Origin of the sequence: Sporocytophaga myxococcoides (assembly GCF_000775915.1) — a bacterium.
Taxonomy (GTDB): domain Bacteria; phylum Bacteroidota; class Bacteroidia; order Cytophagales; family Cytophagaceae; genus Sporocytophaga; species Sporocytophaga myxococcoides_A.
Genome location: NZ_BBLT01000006.1, coordinates 114,223 through 136,329 on the forward strand (window position 1 = coordinate 114,223; position 22,107 = coordinate 136,329).

Below are 22,107 nucleotides of genomic sequence, written 5' to 3' on the forward strand. Positions count from 1 at the left end.
AAAACTTAAACCACATGGCAAATTTAGATACCGCCACATTCGGAGCAGGATGCTTCTGGTGTGTAGAGGCAATTTTTCAGGATATGAAAGGTGTACACAAAGTCGTGTCTGGCTATACAGGTGGACAAGTTGACAATCCTACTTATAAAGAAGTATGTACAGGAAACACCGGTCATGCTGAAGTCATTCAGATTTATTATGACCCGGTATTAGTTTCTTTTAAGGACTTGTTGGAAGTATTCTGGCAAACGCATGATCCTACTACCCTGAACAGGCAAGGCAATGATGTTGGCACTCAATACCGTTCGTCTGTTTTTTATCATAATTCAGAACAAAAAGAACTGGCAGAAAAATATAAAAAGGAGCTTGATAAGTCAGGTGCATTCAGTAGTCCTATTGTAACTGAAATTGTGCCTATCAGCAAATTCTTCCCGGCGGAAGATTATCATCAGAATTACTTCAATCTGAATCAGGGGCAACCATATTGTACCTATGTAATAAAACCTAAAGTTGAAAAATTTAAAAAGGTTTTTGGTGATAAATTGAAAAAATAATCAGCTTTTAGCCAGCAGAAATTGAACTATTATAAATAAAATCATAGCCAATACTGAAAGAGAAAATCCTGTTTCACTGGATTTAACAAACAGGGCTGCAAAGCTTGCTCCCATAGCCAGAAGAATCAAAAAAGTAAAAGGATAGTAAATTGAAAATCCATCTGCATAATTTAACTTTCCATTGGAAGCAGGATGGCAGGATTTTACAATACCAAAGATGGGAGTGATATCTACACTGATTGTATCATAAGGTGTAAGGGTATTAGCAGATCCCGAATTAAAATTAAAATCAATTTTTGAACTTCGGATTTCATGGTTGTAATGATCCGTATAATTTGCAGTTTGGGCTTCAAAGCTTGAAATATCTTCTACGATTGTATTGTCATACCTTTGAGAAATTAAATAATCCAGGCAAAGGATTAGACAGAAAAAGAATATAAAAGAGGAGAAAAATTTTCCTTTTAGTGCAAAATGCTTATATGGGTCTTTGTTTTTAAACTTTTGTTTTCCAGAAGATTTATGAAAGGGACGATGGTTTTCTGTATTTGATTTTTCTCCTGTATGGGAAGTATTTGCCTGATATGACTGATTAAAGCTGGAATCGTAATTATTTTTTTTAACAGGATCACTAAGTACACCATAAGCTTCGTTAATTTCCTGAAATACAGCTTTAGCCTGAGGAGTTGAGTTTTTGTCAGGATGAAATTGCAAGGCAAGTTTTCTGTATGCTTTTTTAATTTCATCCGCAGAAGCTTTGGATGAAAGATGTAAAACTTTGTAATAGTCCTTCAATTTCAACAAATTTACCTGTTTTTAATATTTTTCCTTTTGTGTAAATATTCTTCCATCTTCGGAAAAATTTTGGTCAAATAAAATATTAATTTAGGAAAATTAGAGAAGATTTTAATTAATGAATTACAAAAAAATAATTGCGTTTATTACATTGTGCTTTTGGCCAATGCTGCTTTTTGCCGAAGGAAAAAAAACTTTTTTTGTAGGACGTTCGCTGTATTTCTGGGTTTTATTAGGTGGGGGAGTCTATATATTTTACCTGTATCATATTAATAAAAATGAAAAGAAGGAATTTTTCAAAATCCCTTTTATCAGATCACTTTCAATGTCTCTGACATTGCTGCTGTTTTCTTTTTTGGCTATCAATTTTTTCATCAAAGAACCTGATATTATTAAAAGTCCGACTGAGACGTTTGATGAAGAGTATTTACCCGTAAAGGATTTAATTCAAAAAGAGGAGTTATATATTGGAAAACTAGAACAATCTTTTTTGGATCCAGATCTTAATTTTGAATGCATTCAAAATCATTTCAGAATACCTCATTCCTGGGAAGAAAATAACAGGTATTTAGAAAGAGACGATTATACTTTACTGAATTTTTTTTCTGACAGATTAAATTTTAGCGATTCTGCTTATGTAGATCAGGCAAGATTGTCTATAGGACTGTTCAAATATTTTTCAGACAGCCTCCCTTCCGCCTTATCTTATTTCAAAAGCGTAGTCAATAGAAGGCTGTCCTATCTGAATTATTATTCAGCTGTTACTTATTTGAAAATTGGTGATACTCTCCAGGCAAAGCAGCTTTTTAATAATGCTATCCATATCAATGATGTCTTTAACAGTGCAGCATTTGAAGAATATACTTTACTTCTGGAAAAGTATAACGATGAAGCAGGGTTAAAAGAATTGTTACATTCTTCCAAGACAGAACAGTTTGTACCATTTCAAATGGCTACAAAATTCTATTTTCTTAATGGAGATTATATAAAATATTATTTAAAAGTTCTTTCTCACTCATTTAAAGACTTTAAGTGGACAGGCTTTTTAGCTGCCTTAGGAATAATGCTGGTCTGGTTGTTTTATATTATCCGGATTGATATTTATGAAAAGGAAGACTGGTTTCCTTTGTTATTAACACTCTTGTATGGAATGACGTTTACATTCCTTGCATTCTTCTTTTATGATTTTTTCAGATACTATTTGCATTTTGACAGAAGTGGAAATTTCTGGAATGATTTATTGTATTGTATTTTTGGGATAGGTGCTATTGAAGAATTTGTCAAGATTATTCCTTTATTCTTACTTGTTGCTTTTTTTTCTGAGCACTTAAATGAGGCCTATGATTATATTCTATATGCATGTCTCAGCGCGTTGGGGTTTGCATTTGTTGAGAATATCCTGTATTTCGATGGTGACCTTGCCGGAATTGTGCAGGGCAGGGGCATGACATCAGTTCCATCTCACATGATTGCCTCATCAATAGTTGCCTATGGTTTTGTATTGAGTAAATACAGATTTAAAAAATTCCCTCTATGGCTCTCATTTCCGATGTTTTTCCTGCTTGGCAGCATGACACATGGGTTGTATGACTTCTGGATCTTTAAACAGGTTTTTCCGGTATTTCTTTTACACTTTGTGATTTCTGTTTCAGTGTGGATCATTATTATCAATAACTGCATGAACAATTCTCCATATTTCAATTATAAAATGAAATATCGTTCTGAAAACATGCAGACTTATATGGCTGTATCTTTAACTGCAATTTTTGTGCTTCAGTATGCCTTGGTGGCTTGGGAAAAGGGCCCCTCAATTGCTGGCCATTCTTTGACTACTGCCTTTATTATAGGAGGAATTTTTACTGTTTATTATACTGATAAATTAACCAATATGGACCTTGTAAAAGGTTATTGGAATACGATTTCAATTCATTCTGTAACAGATAAAAGGAGAAACAATGCATTTAACCTTCGCTTGTTTTTTGTAAGGCTGATTTCCGGAGATATTATTCCTCATCATTTTGTGGGTGACAAAGTCAGTCTTTCATGTGAAAAAAATAACCTCAAATTGCTTGCTCATTTTCCTCATCCAATCAATGGTGAAATAATTGACAGGCTTGTAGTTACATGTAAGGTTCCGGGAACTGGACGCTTGTTTAAAGATCCTTACTGGTTTAAATTAATAACTGAAGAAGCAATAAGCCCGGGCGCTGATCCTGAAACAATATTTTTATTCAGATTTTCTGATGACCAGCCTTCGTTTAGTGAAAATAAACCATTGTTAATTCATTTGTATTGTTTTAGAAATCATCATGTCAAAGATGATTTATTGCAAAAGGAAGATTTAAGGTCATTGGGAAAAGCAATGTTGAGGTTAAGGTCAGTTGAATGATTTTCTTTTTATTATAGTAAAACTAAGCATTATGGTGCATTTATCAGAGTTTTTTTCAAAACTGTTGAGTGGTTAACATATAAAGTATGAAGGTTCAAATACCAATTTTTCTTTTCATTTAACATGAAAATCCATTTTGTTTGGTTGGTTCTCCGGATGGATTTATTCATATACTCAATGCACTTCCTAGGTACAATAATGTCGGAAGAAGTATGAGTAAGTCTGTAATCAGCAACTAACATTGATTTTCTCTATTATATATATTAAAAATCAGGCTGTTATGTAATATCGAATTTAGGATTGAAGATAAAAATGGGTTAATAAAAAAAAGGAACCCTAAAGTGGTTCCTTTTTTATTTATTATAAGAATTTTACTTTAATAAGGTTACTTTACCTTCTTTTTTGTACGGCCCTCTGCTTTCAGGATCTTCCCCTTCATAGGTGATGATGTATGGATATGTTCCTATTGGCATTAACTGTCCTTTGTAATACCCATCCCAGGCTTGGTCTTTATCTCCGGTTTCAAATATAATCTCACCCCATCTGTTGAAAATCATCATCCTATAGTTGACTACATATTTTCCATATGCTCTGAATGTTTGATTTTCAGGTGTGTCTGATTTTCCAGGTGTGAAAACGTTTGGAACATCAAGACGAGGGTTGCAAAGGTCTCTGACCAATATGGTATCAGTTATTGAACAGTTTTCTTTATTGGTTATAAGTACAAAATATGTTCCAGGTAATGGTACCTCAATTTTACTTGTGTCTTTATTGGATACAGGATTTACTGATGTCCATTTGTAAATGTAGTTTGCATCGTAACCTGCATCCAGTGTGACTTTCGCGCCATATTCAGGACAAAGTTTGGTGAATTCAGGCAAGTGTGAAACAGGTAGAGCATTGAATAACACCTGAGCAGAATCATTGGTTGTACATTGACCTAAAGTTATTGAAACTACATACAGCGCTGACTCTTTTACATGAAGCGTATCTTTACTTACATGCATGTCAGTATTATTTTTAAACCATGCATAATCAGGAACAAACGGTGCAAATTTATCCATATTGGAAGGAGTTGCAACTAAAGTTACTGTCTGACCTGCGCATGAAACTGCATCAGAGATATTGATTACCGGTCTTTCAATCCCGATGACCATAACACTGTCAGTACTATTGCAACCAAGGATATCTGTAACAATTGCCCTGAAATAATTAGTGTCAGCAGCAACCGGTACATTAATAGAATTAAGATCTTTACCTTGTTCTCCTGTTATCCATGAATAGTCAACATTGTTTACATCAGAAACTATGGTGATTGGTAGAGTAGTTCCAATACATCCAAGAACCGGCTGCCTTGTCAGAGCAGGAGGGTTGGTTACATTGGTAGTCTTTTCTGTTGAACAGTTGCCATATTCGTAAACAACTTTAAATAAGCCATTACTTTGTGGAGCTATAGCAGATCTGTTTTCTCTATTCAGAATAATACCATCTCGGTACCACTGATATTGACCTGGAACAGCTGGCAATCCGGTTGCCAAGGAGTGAATGATCAAAGTGTCACTGTAGCAATAATGATCGAGCATGTCAAATTTCGAATTGTTGAAATCAAATACACCGACATTGATGCTATCTGACGCAGGACATCCTTTATAATCTTTAACAGTAAGAGTTATAGCTGAATCACTGGCAGCAGTTATACTAAAGACTGGATCAGTGCTGATAATGGTACCTGCATTGTTTTTCCATTCATAAGTAATGCCTGGGCTTGTTTTAGCCTCAAGAATTATAGTTGTTCCTCTACACACAAACTGGTCTCTACCAGCATCGGCAATTGGCAGAGGATCAATTTTCAATACTGTACTGTCTGATACAGCTGGACAAGCGCCATTGATAAATGAGGTAAGTTTCAGAACCACCTGTCCTTTATTATAGTCATTCAGAGTAGGGTAGTACTTAGCATTCAGATCTGCAGCATTGATGGCAAATACTCCTGTTCCTGAAGTAGACCATTTACCGCCGTTAGCATTTTTTATATCTCCGGCAAGCTGTGCTCCATCTTCTATGGCACAAACCATCGCAGTTCCTGCATTTACAATAGGAGATTTGTCCACGTAAAGTGTCATGGTATCCTGGCTGAATTTACATATTCCGTTACCTGTTGTGATAAATACAAGATCTACAGAACCAGATGATTTATCAGCATCTGAAGGATAATAAATTGCATTAGGTTTGTTAAAGTCATCAAATAAACCAGTACCAGATGTAAACCATGCGCCGCTGGTAGAGTTCTTATGTATTCCTTTCAGACTATAAGAATCCAGAATATTACAAGTTGTCTGATCAGGTCCTGCATTAGCCTCTGGTGCAGGAAGTATAGTAATTACCGAAGTATTTGAAGTTGAAGGGCAGCTTCCTTTTCCTGCAGCAGATAATGTTACTACTACCTTTCCGATCGCTTTATCAGCATCTGAAGGAGAATAGATTGACGTTACTTTATTGTTAGGATTAAATGTCCCTGTACCAGTACCTGTCCAGGTAACTCCATTATCAAACTGAGAAGTTCCTCTTAATACAAGTGTTACTATATCTGAACAATAGCTCTTATCCGTTCCTGCGTCCACAACAGGTGGTTGTATGATTTTTACCTGAGTTGTCTGCATCACAGGTGAACATGTTCCATTACCCGTTGAAGTTAACGTTAACCCTACAACACCGTTCTGTATATCAAGTTTTGATGGGAAATAGGTTGCATTGAGTGTTGCTGCATCGACTGCAAAAACACCAGAACCACTTGATTTCCATATGCCACCAGTTGCAATTGTAACATTACCATTTAAAGAAATAGCAGCTTGAGGCAGTCCGCATATGTCTGGGTATGATCCTGCAGTGACAACAGGGATAGGTGTCAAAGTTACACTCATGTCATCTGAAACAGAGCTACACTGGCCATTATTAGCAGTAGTTAATGTAAGTACTATATTCCCCGCTGCTTTATCAGCTAATGATGGAGTATAAGAAGCATTTAAGGTATTTATGTCAGGAGTAAATGTTCCAGTACCAGAAGTAGACCAAATTCCACCTCCGGCATTTGATACATAGCCTGATAATTTTACTGATCTTAGGTCTTTACATGTAATTATATCAGCTCCGGCATTTACGATAGCAGAAGGAGAAGGAATCACATTAATTACAATAAAGTCACTAACTGCATTACATAATCCGTTACCTGTTGAATTCAGGGTAAGTATTACACCTCCCGCCTCATTATCAGCTTGTGACGGAATATATGTAGTAGTTAAGGATGTTCCGTTTGTAAATGTACCGGTTCCTGTTGTTGACCATACTCCTCCTGTTGCATGGAGGACTGATCCCGAAAGGGTCGCATTTGCCTGACCTGCGCATATCGTCTGATCAGCTCCAGCATTTACAATAGGTTTCGGTGCAATATCTATAATAAGGTTATCAGTAACAGCATTACAAGTTCCATTGTCTGTAGAGACTATAGAAAGTGTTACAGAAGTTTGTCCTCTATCTGTTTCACCTAGATAATAAACTGTACCTAAAGAATTAGCACTTGGGGCAAAATATCCATCTCCATTACTGTTCCATCTTCCACCTGCTGCTATAGTTACAGATCCGGCAATATGAATGGTATCCTTATCAGCACAGATTGAGTGATCTAGTCCGGCATTAATAGTAGGTGCCGGAGTAAAGCTTAATACCAACTGGTCACTTACTACATTACAAAGAGGGTTACCTGCTGAAGCAAATGTTAATGTTACATTGCCGTTCGTTTTATCAGTAGAAGAAGGTGTATACACAGCATTTAGTGCATTTGCATCATCAAATGATCCGGATCCGGATGTCGTCCAGATGCCTGATGGAGCATTTATAACTTTCCCGGCTAATTGATAAGAATTAACATCGACACAGGCAGATTGATCCAGACCTGCATTAACTACAGGAATTGGAGTAATTAGTATGGAAAGGGTACTTGAGACTTCCTGACACAATCCATTATTGGTAGTTGTTAATATTAGATTTATAGCTCCAGCTGCTTTTTCTTCTGCAGTAGGAGTATAGGTTGTGCTCAGGTTGTTAGGATCTGCAAAAGATCCGCCTCCTGTGCTGCTCCATACTGAACCTAGGGCAACAGTTCTGGTTCCTGACAAAGTAATTGTAGTGTTATCAGCGCAAATTGTTTGGCTTGGACCTGCATTTACTGTAGGTGCAGGAGTAATTGTAACTATTTTACTTTCTGACACTGGAGTACATGTACCATTTCCAGTTGTAGTAAGTGTAAGGGTTACTCCCATATTATTAATATCATCAGCAGAAGGTATGTATGTAGCATTCAGGGTATTGTCATTAGGACTAAATTTACCGGTACCTGAAGTTGTCCAGTGTCCTCCAGAAGCAATCTGAACTGATCCGCTTAATACTACTCTACTTGCATCAGCACAGATGGTTTCATCATTTCCTGCATCTACAGTTGGAGCTGTGCCTATATTAATAACAAGGTCGTCAAACACTGTACTGCAATTGTCTGCTGGATTAGATGTTAAGCGTAGTGTAACACTTCCATTGATTATATCGACCGAAGAAGGAGTGTAACTGGTTGATACCAGGGCAGCATTTGCAAAAGAACCGTTTCCGGATACTGTACTCCATGAACCTCCCGTGGCACCGGTAACTATTCCACTTATATTAATGGCGCCAGAATTTGCACAAGAAGTGATATCACTACCTGCATCTACTGTCGGAGCTGGAGTAAAGGTAAGTGTCAAGGTATCAGCTTCAGGTCTACAAATATTGGTATTGATTGTTGTTGCATACAATCTTATAACACCAGTTGTAATATCCTGTGGTGATGCAGTATAAGTTGTAGATGCAGAGGATGAAGCAGAGAATGTTCCGTTACCTTCTGTTTTCCATATGATACCGTCTGCATCTGCATAAATTGCAGTAATATTTGCTACGGGATTGTTTTCACAAATGGACTGATCTGCTCCTACGTCTATTGAAGGGCCGCGTAATAAGTCGATTACTACCGTATCCTTACCTGCTATACAAGAACCCAGAGCTGCTCCGGTTAGTATCAACTCTACTTTTGTGCCTATTTCAGCTAAGGTTGGGGTATAAGTCGCACTCAATGAAGTTGAATCTGAGAATGTACCTAATCCACCAGACCAAGTTCCGTTACCTGAACCATTAAGCTGTACTGGTAATGCATTTGAACAGAATTGCTGATCCGGTCCTGCATCTACAGGTGTAATTTTAAAGCTTATGGTCATCTCATCTGTAACCGGTGTACAGAAACCATTTCCTGTTGAGGTAAGTGTCAGTTGAATTGTACTTCCATTTATATTTTCAGCAACAGATGGAACGTATGTCGCATTCAATGCTGTAGGATCCGGAACAAAAGATCCTGTTCCTGAGGTTGTCCATATTCCTCCTGTTGCTTTTTTAACTGATCCTGAAAGAGCTATACCAGGAGCTCCGGCACAAACCTGTACATCTGGTCCGGCATTCACTACTGCAAGAGGTGAAATATTAATTACAAGGTTGGCTGATACTGCTTTACAATTTCCAAATCCAGTGGTTGTAAGTGTCAGGTTTGCCCTACCATTAGCAATTTGATTTGCAGAAGGCATAAATGTCGCATTCAAATCTGTGTTTGAAGGACTAAATGTACCGTCACCTGATCCTGTAGACCAGATTCCACCAGTAGCACCGGTTGTTATGATTCCATTTAAAGGTACTCCTGTTGTAGTTGCACAAATATTGATTGTTGGGCCTACGTTAACAGTTGGAGCAGGAGTTATAGTAACAATCATTTCATCAGATACAACTGAACAATTGGCATTTCCAGTTGAGGTAAATGTTAGTGTTACGTTTCCATTAGAAATATCCTGAGTAGATGGTTTATAAACAGCATTCTTATCATTCACAGATGGAGAGAATGTACCTGTTCCTGATGAAGTCCATGTTCCACCAGTGGCGACTGTATAATCCCCGCTAAGATGTATATTCGAATTATTAGCACAAACCGTTTGATCAGGTCCTGCTGTTATTGTCGGAGCAGGAGTTATAGTTACATTTAACTGATCTGAAGTAGGATTACAAGCTCCGTTACCGGTTGTTGTTAGCGTTATTGCAAGTGCGCCACCGGCAATATCATCCGCAGATGGGATATAGGTTGCTAGCAGAGATGTGTTATCTGGTGAAAATGTTCCATCTCCTGAACTTGTCCACATAATACCTGTTGCAATTGTTTTAACCCCACTTAGAACTACATTTGAGTTATTTGCACAGAGCGACTGATCAGCTCCTGCATTTACTGTTGGTACAGGATTGATAGTATAAATCTTCTGATCTGAAACAGGTGAACATGCTCCGTTACCTGTAGAAGTTAAAGTAAGTACCAGGGATGTTCCTGAGAGATCAGCAACTGAAGGATTATAGATTGCATTAAGTGTATTATTGTCAGGAGTAAAGGTTCCGCTTCCGCTTGTGGTCCATCTAGCGCCAGTAGAATTTGCTACTTGACCTGATTGCTGCAGGAATTCTTTGTCTGCACAAATAGTTTCGTCAGGACCTGCATTTATTAATGGAGCCTTCTGTATAGTTACTCTCAGACTGTCTGAAACAGGGGTACAATTTCCATTTCCTGTTGTAGTAAGTGTCAATGTTACTTTTCCATTGATAGTGTCATTGGCTGAAGGTACATAGGTTGCAATAGCGCTGAATGCATTAGGACTAAATGTACCTGATCCGGAAGATTTCCATGAACCGCCAGTAGCAACAGATATTGTTCCGTTTAAAGGAGCTCCTGTGCCACTTGCGCAGATTGTCTGATCGGTTCCTGCTTCAATAGTAGGAGCAGGGGTAATAGTTATGTTTATAGAATCTGAAACAGCATTACAATCTCCATTGCCTGTAGAAGTAAGAATTAGTATAACAGAACCTGCTGTATTATCAGCTACAGAAGGTGTGTATGTCGCATTCAGACTGTTCGGGTTAGGTGAGAATGAACCACTTCCGCTTGTAGTCCATGTTGCTCCACTAGCTACAGTAACTACACCATTAAGTGAAATCTTAGAATTATTAGCGCATACGGTTCTGTCTGCTCCGGCACTAATTGTAGGTGCTGGGGTAATAGTAACTGTCAGCTGATCACTAACTGGTTTACATAACCCATTTCCTGATGAAATTAAAGTGAGTGTAACAGTTCCGCCTGAAATATCCAATGGAGATGGTATGTAGGATGCATTTAATGATACTGTATCAGGAGCAAAAGTTCCTGTTCCGCTTGATCTCCAATATCCTCCAGTGGCAATGGATACATTTCCCTGCAAGCTGATTTCTGCATTGTTTCCGCAAACAATCTTATCTGCACCTGCATTAACAGTTGGCGCAGGCGTTATTGTAATATTCATTGTATCTACAACAGCATTACAATTTCCATTTCCTGTTGTTGTTAATAATAATCTGACCATTCCGGAAGATCTGTCCGCTACAGAAGGAACATAAGTGGCATTTGGAGTAACCTGATTAGGGAAGAAAGCGCCACTTCCTGAACTTGTCCATTCAATGCCTGCCATACTTGTACCCGTAAATGTACCTGCAAGATTAACACCCATTAGGTCTTCACAAATGGTCTGATCCGGGCCTGCATTTACTGTTGGAGATGCTCCAACATTAATGGTCATTTGACTTGTCTTCGCTTTACACAGGCCGTTTCCGGTAGTAGTTAAAGTTAAGGTTACACTACCACTGCTTATTTCCGAAGCAGAAAGATTATAAGTAGCATTTAAAGCTGAATTGTTCGGCAGGAATATTCCAGTCCCCCCTGACCAGATTCCTCCTGATGCAATAGTTACAGATCCGGAAAGAGTAAGTGTTGCGTTATTAGCACACACATTTCTGTTGGTCCCTGCGTTGACTGTCGGTGCGGGTTTGATCACAACAGCAACGATATCTGAAACTGGAGAACAAGCACCTGCCGCATTGGTAGTAAGTGTGAATGCTACTATTCCTTTGCTTATATCTGCAGCAGAAGGGGTATAGGTTGTAGCTGGTGAACTTGAATTTGCAAACGAACCTGTTCCATCTGACGTCCAGGTGCTGCCAGTTGCAACTGTTATTATACCATTTAAATTGATTGCTGAAGTATCAGCACAGACTGTCTGATCCGGACCTGCATTTACAGTAGGGGTTGGATTCAGATTTATTATAAGCTGATCAGATGTACCATTACATATACCACTTCCTGTGCTGCTAAGTGTTAATGTCACTGCTGTACCTTTGTCTGCTTCAGATGGTATATATGATGCATTCAAAGTTGTAAAGGATGGAGAGAATGTACCGGTACCTGAAGTACTCCATCTTGCACCGGAAGTATTTGCTTTATAACCAGCTAACTGAACAGAGGCAACATCTGCGCACAAAGTTTGATCAGGCCCTGCTATTATTACAGGGGCAGGTGTAAATTGGATCGTTACATTATCTGTTACTGAAGCACAGGTAGGTGTGCTTGAAGAGGTCAGGGTTAAAGTGACAGACTTAGCTGCAGTGTCCGCTGATGACGGAATATACGATGCTAGTAATGTTGTAGCATTTGGGGTAAATGTGCCTGTTCCTGAAGTTGTCCAGGTAATTCCTGTGGCATTATTGGCAGTACCATTTAATTGAATTCCTGTTAGACTTGCACAAAGAGTTTGATCAGGACCTGCATTTATAGTTACTCTTGGTGATATTGTCAACTGCATTGTATCTCTGGTAGTTGAACAAATTCCAGTTCCGGTAGTGGATAATATTAGATATACAGATCCTGCGGTTCTGTCTGCTGTAGATGGTGTATAGGTCGCGTTTAATGTAGATGAGTTTGGAGTAAAGGTCCCTGTGCCGGTTGTCGTCCAGAAACCACCTGTAGCAGCGCTGTTGATAGTTCCGTTAAGAGTGTAACTGGATAAATTCCCACACATTACAAAGTCTGGGCCAGCATTGGCAATAGGAGCTGGAGGAATTGTAATTCTAACCTGATCAGAAACTACAGGACATGCCCCGCTTGCTATTGTTGTAAGAGTAAGGTTAACTGTACCGGAAGAAATTTCCGATGCTGATGGCATATAGGTTGCATTTGCAGAATTGGAATTAGGTGTAAATGTTCCGCTTCCTCCGGACCAGTTTGCTGCTGATCCCGAGCCTGCTAATCTAACAGGAAGGTCATTAGCACATATAACCTGATCAGGACCTGCATTTACAGTGGGAACAGTTGTAAAGGAAAGTACAACCTGATCCTTAATTTCTTTGCAAAGGCCATTACCTGTTGTTGTTAAAGTCAAAGTTACATTTCCAGCTGTTTTATCAGCTGCTGATGGAACATAACTTGCATTAAGAGTATTTGTATTTGGAGAGAATGTTCCAGTGCCGGAAGTAGTCCATGTGCCACCTGTTGATCCTGTAACATTGCCAGACAAAGCAACTGATGAAACCGCCCCGCATAGTACCTGATCAGCCCCAGCATTTACCGTAGGAGCTGGTGCTATTGAAATTATTATCTGATCTGAAACCGGATTACAAATACCATTTCCCGAAGTTGTTAGAGTAAGTGTAACGGAACCAGAATTTATTTCAGATACAGTTGGTTGATAAGTAGCATTTAATGAAGAATTGTTTGGTATAAATGTGCCCATCCCGCCAGACCATGTACCTCCTGTGGCCACTGTTACAGAACCTGATAAAGAAATTGCCGGGCTATCTGCACACACAGATTTGTCTGCTCCTGCATTTGCAGTAGGGGCAGGGGTGATATTTACAGAAACTTGATCAGAAACTGGAATACAATTTCCATTTCCCCTAGTAGTAAATGTAAGTGTTGCTGTTCCTGCAGTAATTTCGGCAGCAGAAGGAATATATCTGATATTTAATGAATCTATATTGGGAGTTATAATTCCGCTTCCGCCAGACCAAGTTCCTCCTGTGGCTATAGTTACTTTTCCACTCAGATTTACTGCAGGGTTATTAGCACAAACTGTCTGATTTGTACCAGCATCAATAGTTGGAGTTTTCGTTATTGTAACTACAACCTGATCCTGAACCTGATTACAATTTCCATTTCCGGTTGTTGATAATGTAAGCGTTACTGTTCCTGCTGCTATTTCACCCGCAGTAGGTGTATATTTTGTATTTAAAGTAGAAGCACTAGGAGAGAAGGTTCCAGCACCTCCTGACCAAATCGCTCCTCCGGCATTACTCACAGTACCGTTCAGATTTACAACTGAATTATTGGCACATACAGACTGGTCAGGTCCCGCATTTACAATAGGTGCAGGAGTGAAGTTTATGGTTACCTGATCTGAGTGTGAATTACATGTAGCCCTATTTGCAGTTAAAGTTAGTACTAAGGATCCTGAAGCAATTTCATTTGAAGTTGGAATATATGTGATATTTAAATCAGTAGCACTTGGTTGATATAAACCAGCACCTCCAGACCAAGTTGATGATGTGGCATCAGTGATAGTACCTGACAGGGCAATATTAGGATTGTTTTCGCAGACTGATTTATCAGACCCTGCATTTGCTACCGGAGATGGCTCCACTAATATAAGTGTAGAATTCGAAACCGCATTACAAATACCATTGCCAGTAGTTGTAAGTGTAAGGGAAATTAAACCACTTGAAACTTCACTCGCACATGGAATATAAGTAGCATTTAATGTAGCATCATTTGGAATATATGTTCCGCAACCTCCTGTCCATCTGCCACCTGTTGCTCCGGTTACAGATCCATTAAGAGTAATGTTTGGATTATTCGCACAAACAGTACTTCCTGGACCCGGAGTTGCAACTGGTGATGGGGTGAATGATACCTGCACCTGATCGGAAACAGAAGGACAGCCTGGGCGTGAAGCAGTAAGTGTTAATGTTACAGGACCTGCATTGGTCTCAGCTGTTGTGGCTGTATAGGTAGTTGTTAATGCATTGGCATTTGAAAATGTTCCAGCTCCTCCTGACCATGTATAGGTTAATGCATTTGTAGAAGTACCTGAAAGATTAGCGGTTGGATTGTTTTTACATACAGAAATATCGGCACCTGCATTTACAGTAAGTGCAGGTTGTATAATGACATTTACCTGATCGGTTACCGTTGCACAACCCACTTTAGTTGCTGTAAGTGTAAGTGTTACTGAACCCGATTTTTCTGAATTATGAGGTATATAAGTAGCATTTAAGGTTGAATTGTTCGGTGAAAACGTTCCTTTTCCACCGGACCAAGTTATACTTGTATAATTTGTAGCACTGGCTGCTAAGGTGGCAGATCCGCCTGAACAAATTGTCTGATCAGGACCTGCATTTACAGTAGGTGCCTGTTCTATAGTTACTATTTTAGTAACACTCTGTGTTGCAGGACAAACACCGTTACCGGTAGATGTTAGTGTTAAAGAAACATTCCCAGAGGTAATATCTGCTGTCGAAGGAATGTAAGTAGCGACAAGATTAGTTGCTGCCGGTGTGAATGTGCCTGTTCCTGAGCTAGTCCAAATTACCCCTGTTGCATTCTGTACTGACCCATTCAAAGCAACCTGAGGATTGTTAGAACATACTGTGACAGCTGGGCCTGCAATGACAGAAGGAATTGCCTGAAATCTTAGTGTTAATGTATCCCTTATGGCTGGACAGGCGCCATTACCCATAGAAACAAGAATGATCTTTACAGAACCTGCTGCCTTATCTGCTGCAGAAGGGGTATAAGTTCCATTCATATTGTTTACATCAGAAAATGTACCTGTACCAGTAGTGGTCCACATACCTCCTCCGGCATTTTGTACAAGTCCACTAAGAGTATAAGAACCAACAGATCCGCAGATTGTCGAGTCATTGGCATTTGAATCTGAAATTCTGGTGTCAGCATCTACAAAAATGCCCGGTGGCACCATATTGTCGGTTACATCTGAGGTTGAATCCGCATACCACCAAGTGTTGACTGTATTTCTGTTACCATAGTCTCTTGCAGTATTATCTGATCCATACCACGTCCATTGATGGCAAGGATTATTACATCCTGTAAGGTTCGTACTTCCATTAGCTGCTGGAATATTTCTGTCATCCCAATATAGTTTTATTGGAATTCCTGTTACAGGGCGGACCAGATTTACAATATACCCATTGGGGTTTCCCTCCACATCATATAAAGGAATGTGCGTAAGACCATTATAAAAGTCCGTTCGGGTTCTTATTGTTACAGCAGTTGTTACTCTGTTACCTAAACCATCTCTTCCATCCCATGGTATACAGGTTTGAGGCGGATTTACTACTGCAGAAATTGCCCGGTCTCTCGTTCCAGGCTGATGACCTGGAATTCCATTCAGATCGAGGAATATTTGGGCAAAACCTGGTTTGTCCACAAACACATTTAAACAAAAGTTTGTGGGAGGGCAACCTGAAACAGTAGTTGGGGCAGTAATTTTACCAAACTGACCAGTAGGAAAACAAGCTGGGTCAGGATCGTTAAGAAATACTTTGTATTTTGGATAAGTAGATGAACCTACTTTTGACTGTCTGTCTAAATCAGGATTACCGGTATTTCCGGTACCGGTCATGTTGGCGTTCAGTACGAACACATAAGGCTGCATACCATTAAAATTCAATGATGTAACAATCCCATCATCGGCATATATATACATCAGACCTTTGAATGCGTTAGTAAAGCTTTTGGTAGATAGCATCCAGGACTGAGACCAGATTCTCCCCTTTATGGGAACATTTGCAGCAGAGGCTACTGTAATATCAAACAGGTCAAATTCCCTTCTCGGATTTCCGTTAGGAAGTAAAAATTCAATATAATAATCTCCGGTTTGGGTGGCTGTAAAAGACATTGCATCATATCCGGCTGCACCTACAATGGCAGAAGGCCCAGCAACTGCACGGTTATATGTAGAAATAAATCCTGCCCCAGCACTTGGTACAGTAGTCTGAGGAACAACAATTACTCCACTGGAGTCTTTAATTCTGAATCTGACATCTCTGTTCGGCTGGTTAAAACCGAAATACACTTTTTCACCAACATTACAGATTCTTATATTTAATCTGCTGGTAGTCGGGCAACCATAAGTTGCAAAAGGTGACCATCCTGGATCAAGAACAACAAATCCATTATCCGTAGATGCAGGTCTTATCTCTTTGGTACCCTCCGAAAACCCCTGAGAAAAGAAGATAAACGAAAACAAGATCAATAGTGAGAATTTCATTCTCTTTCTGATCAATTTGTTCGATTTAGAATCTCCCGGAAACATTTTAGTAGTATTTTGTTTGACAATTTATAGATCCTTCAATATCCTCTTAAGTCATTTTAAATAATGTGTAATGAATAATTTACGACACAATTATTACTGCCTTTTACGAAAGTCAGAATCTATAGTTGTTTTGTCTAATAAAATAATTAATTAATCTAATTTATTTCAGGAAGGGAAAAGGTTAAAAAAATGTAAAAGAAAATTGTGTCCTAGTTACTTATATTTAGGACACAACTTTATATTTTTTTCTATTTCTTCGAATTTTTCAAGATTATAAAAATTTAAAACGTCAGTACATACATTGTAGTTTTGACTTGTGATTGAAAAGTTGTAGTTTTTTCCTTCAGGAAGGATCACGATATATTTACCAGTAGAACTGTTAGAATTGAAAATTCCAATTACTTCATTGTTTTTACTATCCAATACTTTTATAGTTGCATCCAAAGGCATTGATGTTAATGAGTCTGAAATGATTCCTTTTAAAACAACCAATTTAGCTGCCTCCTTATGAACCTCAGAGTAATAAATATCACGGTCTCCAAAGCCTTCTGGGCGTGTCGTGGAGAAGTAAATTTTTTTACCATCTGCAGTCCAGGAAAAATGCATATCATCGTGAGCCGTACTTATAGGGTAACCAATATTTTCCGGTTCACTCCAATTAAAGGTTGATAAATCAAATTTTGACATAAAGATGTCAAAACCTCCCATACTTTTATGTCCATTAGAGCTGAAATATAATGTTTTGCCATCATGATGAATAAAGGGGGCATCTTCATCATATGGCGAATTGATCACTCCTCCAAGGTTCATTGGAAGGGCCCACTGTCCATTAGGAAGTTTTTTAACAATATATAAATCAAGACCTCCAAAGCCACCAGGACGATTGCTTGAGAAAATCATAAACTTTTCATCAGCTGAAATACTTGCACTTGGTTCCCAGTTTTTAGTACAAATTTGAGAAGGCAGTTTTACTGGTTTAGTCCAGTGCATACCTTTTAGTTCACTTACATACAGGTTTCCCTGAGTGCTTAAACCAAAATATTCTTTTTCAGATTTATATAGTAAAAGTTTTTGTCCGTCTGCTGACAAAGAAATACTGGCATCATGAGCATGTGTATTGATACTGTCACCAATGCTTAAGGGTGTGCTCCAGCCAGTATCGGTTTTGTGTGAAATGTAAATATCTTCGAAATACTGACCATCTACTTTATCGATATTTCCACCAGTTGTAGTTGGCCTCCCGGAAGTGAAAATCAAGACACTTTCGTCAGCAGATAGAATAGGACCATGTTCGGGAAAAGGTGAGTTAATTGAACTTCCAAGGTTATTAATTGTAATGTCCAAAGGTTTAGCTATGAGTTCTTTACCATTATGGCACATCTCAATATCTCTATAAACCTCTTTTAAAAGAGCTTTATTACTTTTTTTCTTTGCTTTAACAAGAAGTGTCTTATAGATTTCATAATTGGCAAGAGCTTTATCAAATTCCAATTGTAAATGATATGCCTTCCCTGTATAATAATAAAGTCTGTCAGGATATTTAGATGGTTCTTTCAGACATTTCTCAAAATAGCTAAGCGCTTTTGCTTCTTCAACTTTATTAAGATAACAAACTCCTAAAGGATAGATGTATTTAGGGTTATTGGGAAGAAGACTATCAAGATAGTGATAAATAGGAAGAGCAAGATAAAACTGTTCATTCAACATTAGCTCTTTGGCATGCGCTTCTACTTCTTTATATTCTTCTCCAACATGATTAAATTGTCCGTTGGTAATAAAGGGGATCCATAAAAATAAATAAATGCTTAATCCCTGAATGTATTTTCGGCACTTCATTGCTTAAATTCCGATTGTTTTTTCTTTTAATACCTTAAATTTAACATAATTAACTTAATACTTTTCAAGTATTATATTTTTTTCGAGTTCTGTTGAGTAATTTGATCCTGAAAGATCAATATTTTCTGTAATTATGTGAAAATTAGCAGATTCGAATGTAATTCTATACTTTTTCCCTGTTTGTAGTACTGCAAGATACTTGCCTGTAGTGCTGTTAGTGGTTACGTTTGTAACTGTTTCGTTAGTTTCCGGGTCACTTATTCTGATTATTGCTTCTAACGGTTTCTGATCCTTGGCGTCTAAAATTTTTCCCTTTAAAATCAGAACACTATTGTTATTTTTCTTAATGGAAGCATAATAAATATCCTTGTCGCCATAACCTCCTGGCCTGACACTCGAGAAATATATTCTGGATCCATCGGCGGACCAGCTAAAATAAAGATCATCCTGAGCTGTGCTGATTGGGTAGCCTACATTTTCAGGAGATGACCACTGTTTTTTGGTCTCATCAAATCTTGCTATAAAAATATCGTAACCGCCCATTGATCGATGCCCTGTTGAACTAAAGTATAAAGTTTTCCCGTCAGGAGAAATAAATGGTGAATCTTCATCATAAGGTGTATTAATTACTGGACCAAGATTCCATGGCTCAGCCCATTCTCCGTTTGGAAGTTTTTTAATGCTGTAAATATCAGTACCTCCAAAGCCACCTTGTCTATTGCTTACAAAATACATGATCCTGTCATCGTCTGGTAAACTAGCAGAAGGCTCCCATCCAGGAGAATTGATTTTATCTGCCATCCGTTCTGCTTTCTGCCAATTGCCATTTTTTTGTTCAGATAAATATAAATCTCCAGAAGCAGAAGATAAAAGTTTATCTTTCCCATAACGATAAATAATCATCTTTTCTCCGTTGGGGTTAATACCTTTGCTGGCATCATGGCCTGTGGTATTCAGTTCTGGCATCTGTACTGCCGTCGTCCATCCATTAGCGGTCTTTTTAGATATGTAAATATCCTCAAAAAAAATCCCATCTTCAGTTTTTTGTCCGCCAGTTGTATTCGGTCTGTTAGAAGTGAAAATAACCTGCTCTTCGTCAGCCGTTACTACAGGGCCATAATCAGGATACGGAGAATTAATTTCCGGACCTAGATTAAAAACTTCAAGGGGGAGAGGATTTTTTATGAGTTCTTTCCCATTTCGACACATCTCAATTTGTCTATTGAGGTTAGCAATGATTGTAATTTTGTTTTTGTCACCTTCTTTATTCACAAATCCTTTATAGCGCTCATAATATTTGATAGCTTCATCAAACCTATGATTGAGATGATAAGCCCTTGCAGTATAATAGAGCAGAGCTTTTGGGTATAGTGCAGCCTTTTTTAATCCTGCTTCAAATATAGGAAGAGCTTTATCTTCCTTATTATTATAAATATAACAGACTCCAAGTTTATAGCCATAGTCCGGAGTATTTGGCTTAACAGAATCCAATTTATAGTATAAAGGCTCCGCCAGACTGTATTTTTCCAGCGAAAAATAACTGCTGGCTTGTTGTTCTAGTGTTTGTAGGTCTTTTCCAGATAAAGCTGGCTCATTTTTTTGAGCCATACCACTTGAAAGATAGCAGACAAAATAACTAAGAAGTAAAAACTCTTTAAAATAGAAATTCATTTGATAATATATAAATAAGCCCAAGAATTAAAAGCTTGGGCATGGCATACGACGCATCGGTTTTTTCTTCTTTAATTTTTTGGTGAATACATAAGTAAGATTAAATTCATGCGATCCTCCTGTTCTTGCTATGGCCAGTTTAGAAACTGTAAAGTCATAACTATAGCCAAACTTTAATCCGATACCTGTTTTAAATCCAAGGAATATTACAACTGACTCATTATTCTGGAATCTGTGTTCATATCTTTTAAAGGGTATACCTCTATACCATCCACCAGCTAGAAATTGATTGTAAACTCCATAAAGTCCTAAATCAAACTGATCAGATTTTCCCTGAGATTTATAATTGAAAGTTGGAGTAAGACTTATTTCATTGTCGTCATCTGAATAATATTTTTTCTTGTCATTGCTAAAGAGGAACTTATAACCTCCAAGAATCGCAAATTTAGCCGGTAGTCTGCTTATATCACCATAAAAGCTTTGGTTAGGAGTGTTTATGTGATGGGTTGAAAAGCCTAACCACAAGTTTTTTGAATAAAATACACCTCCTGCAGAGATGTCTGCAAATGATTTTCTTGGAACTCCTGCATAGTTGTTATTAGGGTCAAAGAAGCCCTGTTCATCATTAAACTGAATAGGAAATCTTAGGTCTGCATAGTCTATATACCGAGAAATCATTGCAAGTTGCAAACCCGGCCTGAAAACAAGCTGACTATTAATATGCAACTCATAGCTATATTGAAATCCAATTTCAGTAGAACTTATCGTATTGGACCCCTGCCAGTCTTTTAATGCATATACACCAAAACCACTATTGTATTTTGGTGAATAGGTATCGAATGAAGCAAATGATGTAATATATTTACCATCGAGCTTTGGCCACTGCAATCGCTGATGCACTGTAGCTCTTGGTTGATGCACACTTCCTGCAAATGCGGGGCTTATAAACAGGGGTACATTATAAAATTGACTAAACTGAATGTCCTGAGCCAACGCCCCTGTATATGTAAAAAATAAGAGGCTCAGCATAATGATGCTGAATGTTACCTTATTTCTCATATTGTATAATTTATTCATTCAATTTAATCTATTAATAAAAACTGAACTTCCCACTGTTCACTTTAGAGTCCTTGTATTTGTTGGTTTTATTTAAAGTATTCAGGTATTGGGCCTGAGAGTTCTTTCTCTTAGCTTCATATTTTTTGTATTTCCTGGATTCCTTTAAATCTTTATGCGCGCGAAGTGTGGGGTCTTCAACCTTTTCATAAGTTGATGCACTTGGATGGAATTTGTTAGAGCGATAATTGGCCCTTACTTTTTTGTCCGATTTTTTACTCTCAGAGGCTACCGCACCCGAGGAAGATGCTTTTTTATGGCTCATTTTATTTTTACCTCCTGTAATACAGGACGAAAGAGCCACGGTGATTACAATTAAAAGAGTATAAATTTTCCTCATAATTCCGGAATTTGTGTTCATCGAATTTATACGTTGCTTTATTGTGAAAGGATGAAAAAATAGAAATATTTTTGTACACAGGGTAGATTTTGCCTTCCTTTATATACTTTA

General features: G+C 38.1%; 8 protein-coding genes. 2 read left to right on the top strand and 6 right to left on the bottom strand.

Going from position 1 to position 22,107, the window contains the following annotated elements; genetic code table 11:
* Positions 1-14: 14 nt before the first annotated feature.
* Positions 15-554, top strand: a complete 540-nt coding sequence (msrA, locus tag MYP_RS14935; protein ID WP_045465488.1) for a peptide-methionine (S)-S-oxide reductase MsrA — start codon at positions 15-17, stop codon at positions 552-554.
* On the opposite strand, the gene MYP_RS14940 is transcribed toward msrA, so the two are convergent.
* The gene (locus tag MYP_RS14940) at positions 555-1,355 is read right to left on the bottom strand and encodes a J domain-containing protein (RefSeq protein WP_231570055.1); all 801 of its coding nucleotides are present in this window, start codon (positions 1,353-1,355) and stop codon (positions 555-557) included.
* A 109-nt stretch (positions 1,356-1,464) separates the two neighbouring features.
* On the opposite strand from MYP_RS14940, the gene MYP_RS14945 reads away from it, so the two are divergent.
* Positions 1,465-3,735, top strand: coding sequence for a PrsW family intramembrane metalloprotease (locus tag MYP_RS14945; RefSeq protein WP_045464908.1), 2,271 nt, complete (start codon positions 1,465-1,467; stop codon positions 3,733-3,735).
* Positions 3,736-4,106: 371 nt separating this feature from the next.
* On the opposite strand, the gene MYP_RS14955 is transcribed toward MYP_RS14945, so the two are convergent.
* The 5 genes from MYP_RS14955 to MYP_RS14975 all read right to left on the bottom strand — a co-directional run bounded on the left by MYP_RS14955 (position 4,107) and on the right by MYP_RS14975 (position 21,996).
* Positions 4,107-17,033: a gliding motility-associated C-terminal domain-containing protein gene (locus MYP_RS14955; RefSeq protein ID WP_052430236.1), complete on the bottom strand. Its 12,927-nt coding sequence runs from the start codon at positions 17,031-17,033 to the stop codon at positions 4,107-4,109.
* 213 nt (positions 17,034-17,246) lie between these two features.
* Positions 17,247-18,869 carry a PD40 domain-containing protein gene (locus tag MYP_RS14960; RefSeq protein ID WP_052430237.1) on the bottom strand — a complete coding sequence of 541 codons (1,623 nt, stop codon included), beginning with the start codon at positions 18,867-18,869 and terminating at the stop codon, positions 17,247-17,249.
* A 54-nt stretch (positions 18,870-18,923) separates the two neighbouring features.
* Positions 18,924-20,540: a PD40 domain-containing protein gene (locus tag MYP_RS14965; RefSeq protein ID WP_052430238.1), complete on the bottom strand. Its 1,617-nt coding sequence runs from the start codon at positions 20,538-20,540 to the stop codon at positions 18,924-18,926.
* A gap of 27 nt (positions 20,541-20,567) precedes the next feature.
* Positions 20,568-21,599 (bottom strand): PorP/SprF family type IX secretion system membrane protein, encoded by a 1,032-nt coding sequence (locus MYP_RS14970; RefSeq protein ID WP_045465500.1) that lies wholly within the window; start codon positions 21,597-21,599, stop codon positions 20,568-20,570.
* Between the two features lie 31 nt (positions 21,600-21,630).
* Positions 21,631-21,996 (bottom strand): hypothetical protein, encoded by a 366-nt coding sequence (locus tag MYP_RS14975; RefSeq protein ID WP_156140652.1) that lies wholly within the window; start codon positions 21,994-21,996, stop codon positions 21,631-21,633.
* Positions 21,997-22,107 lie beyond the last annotated feature (111 nt).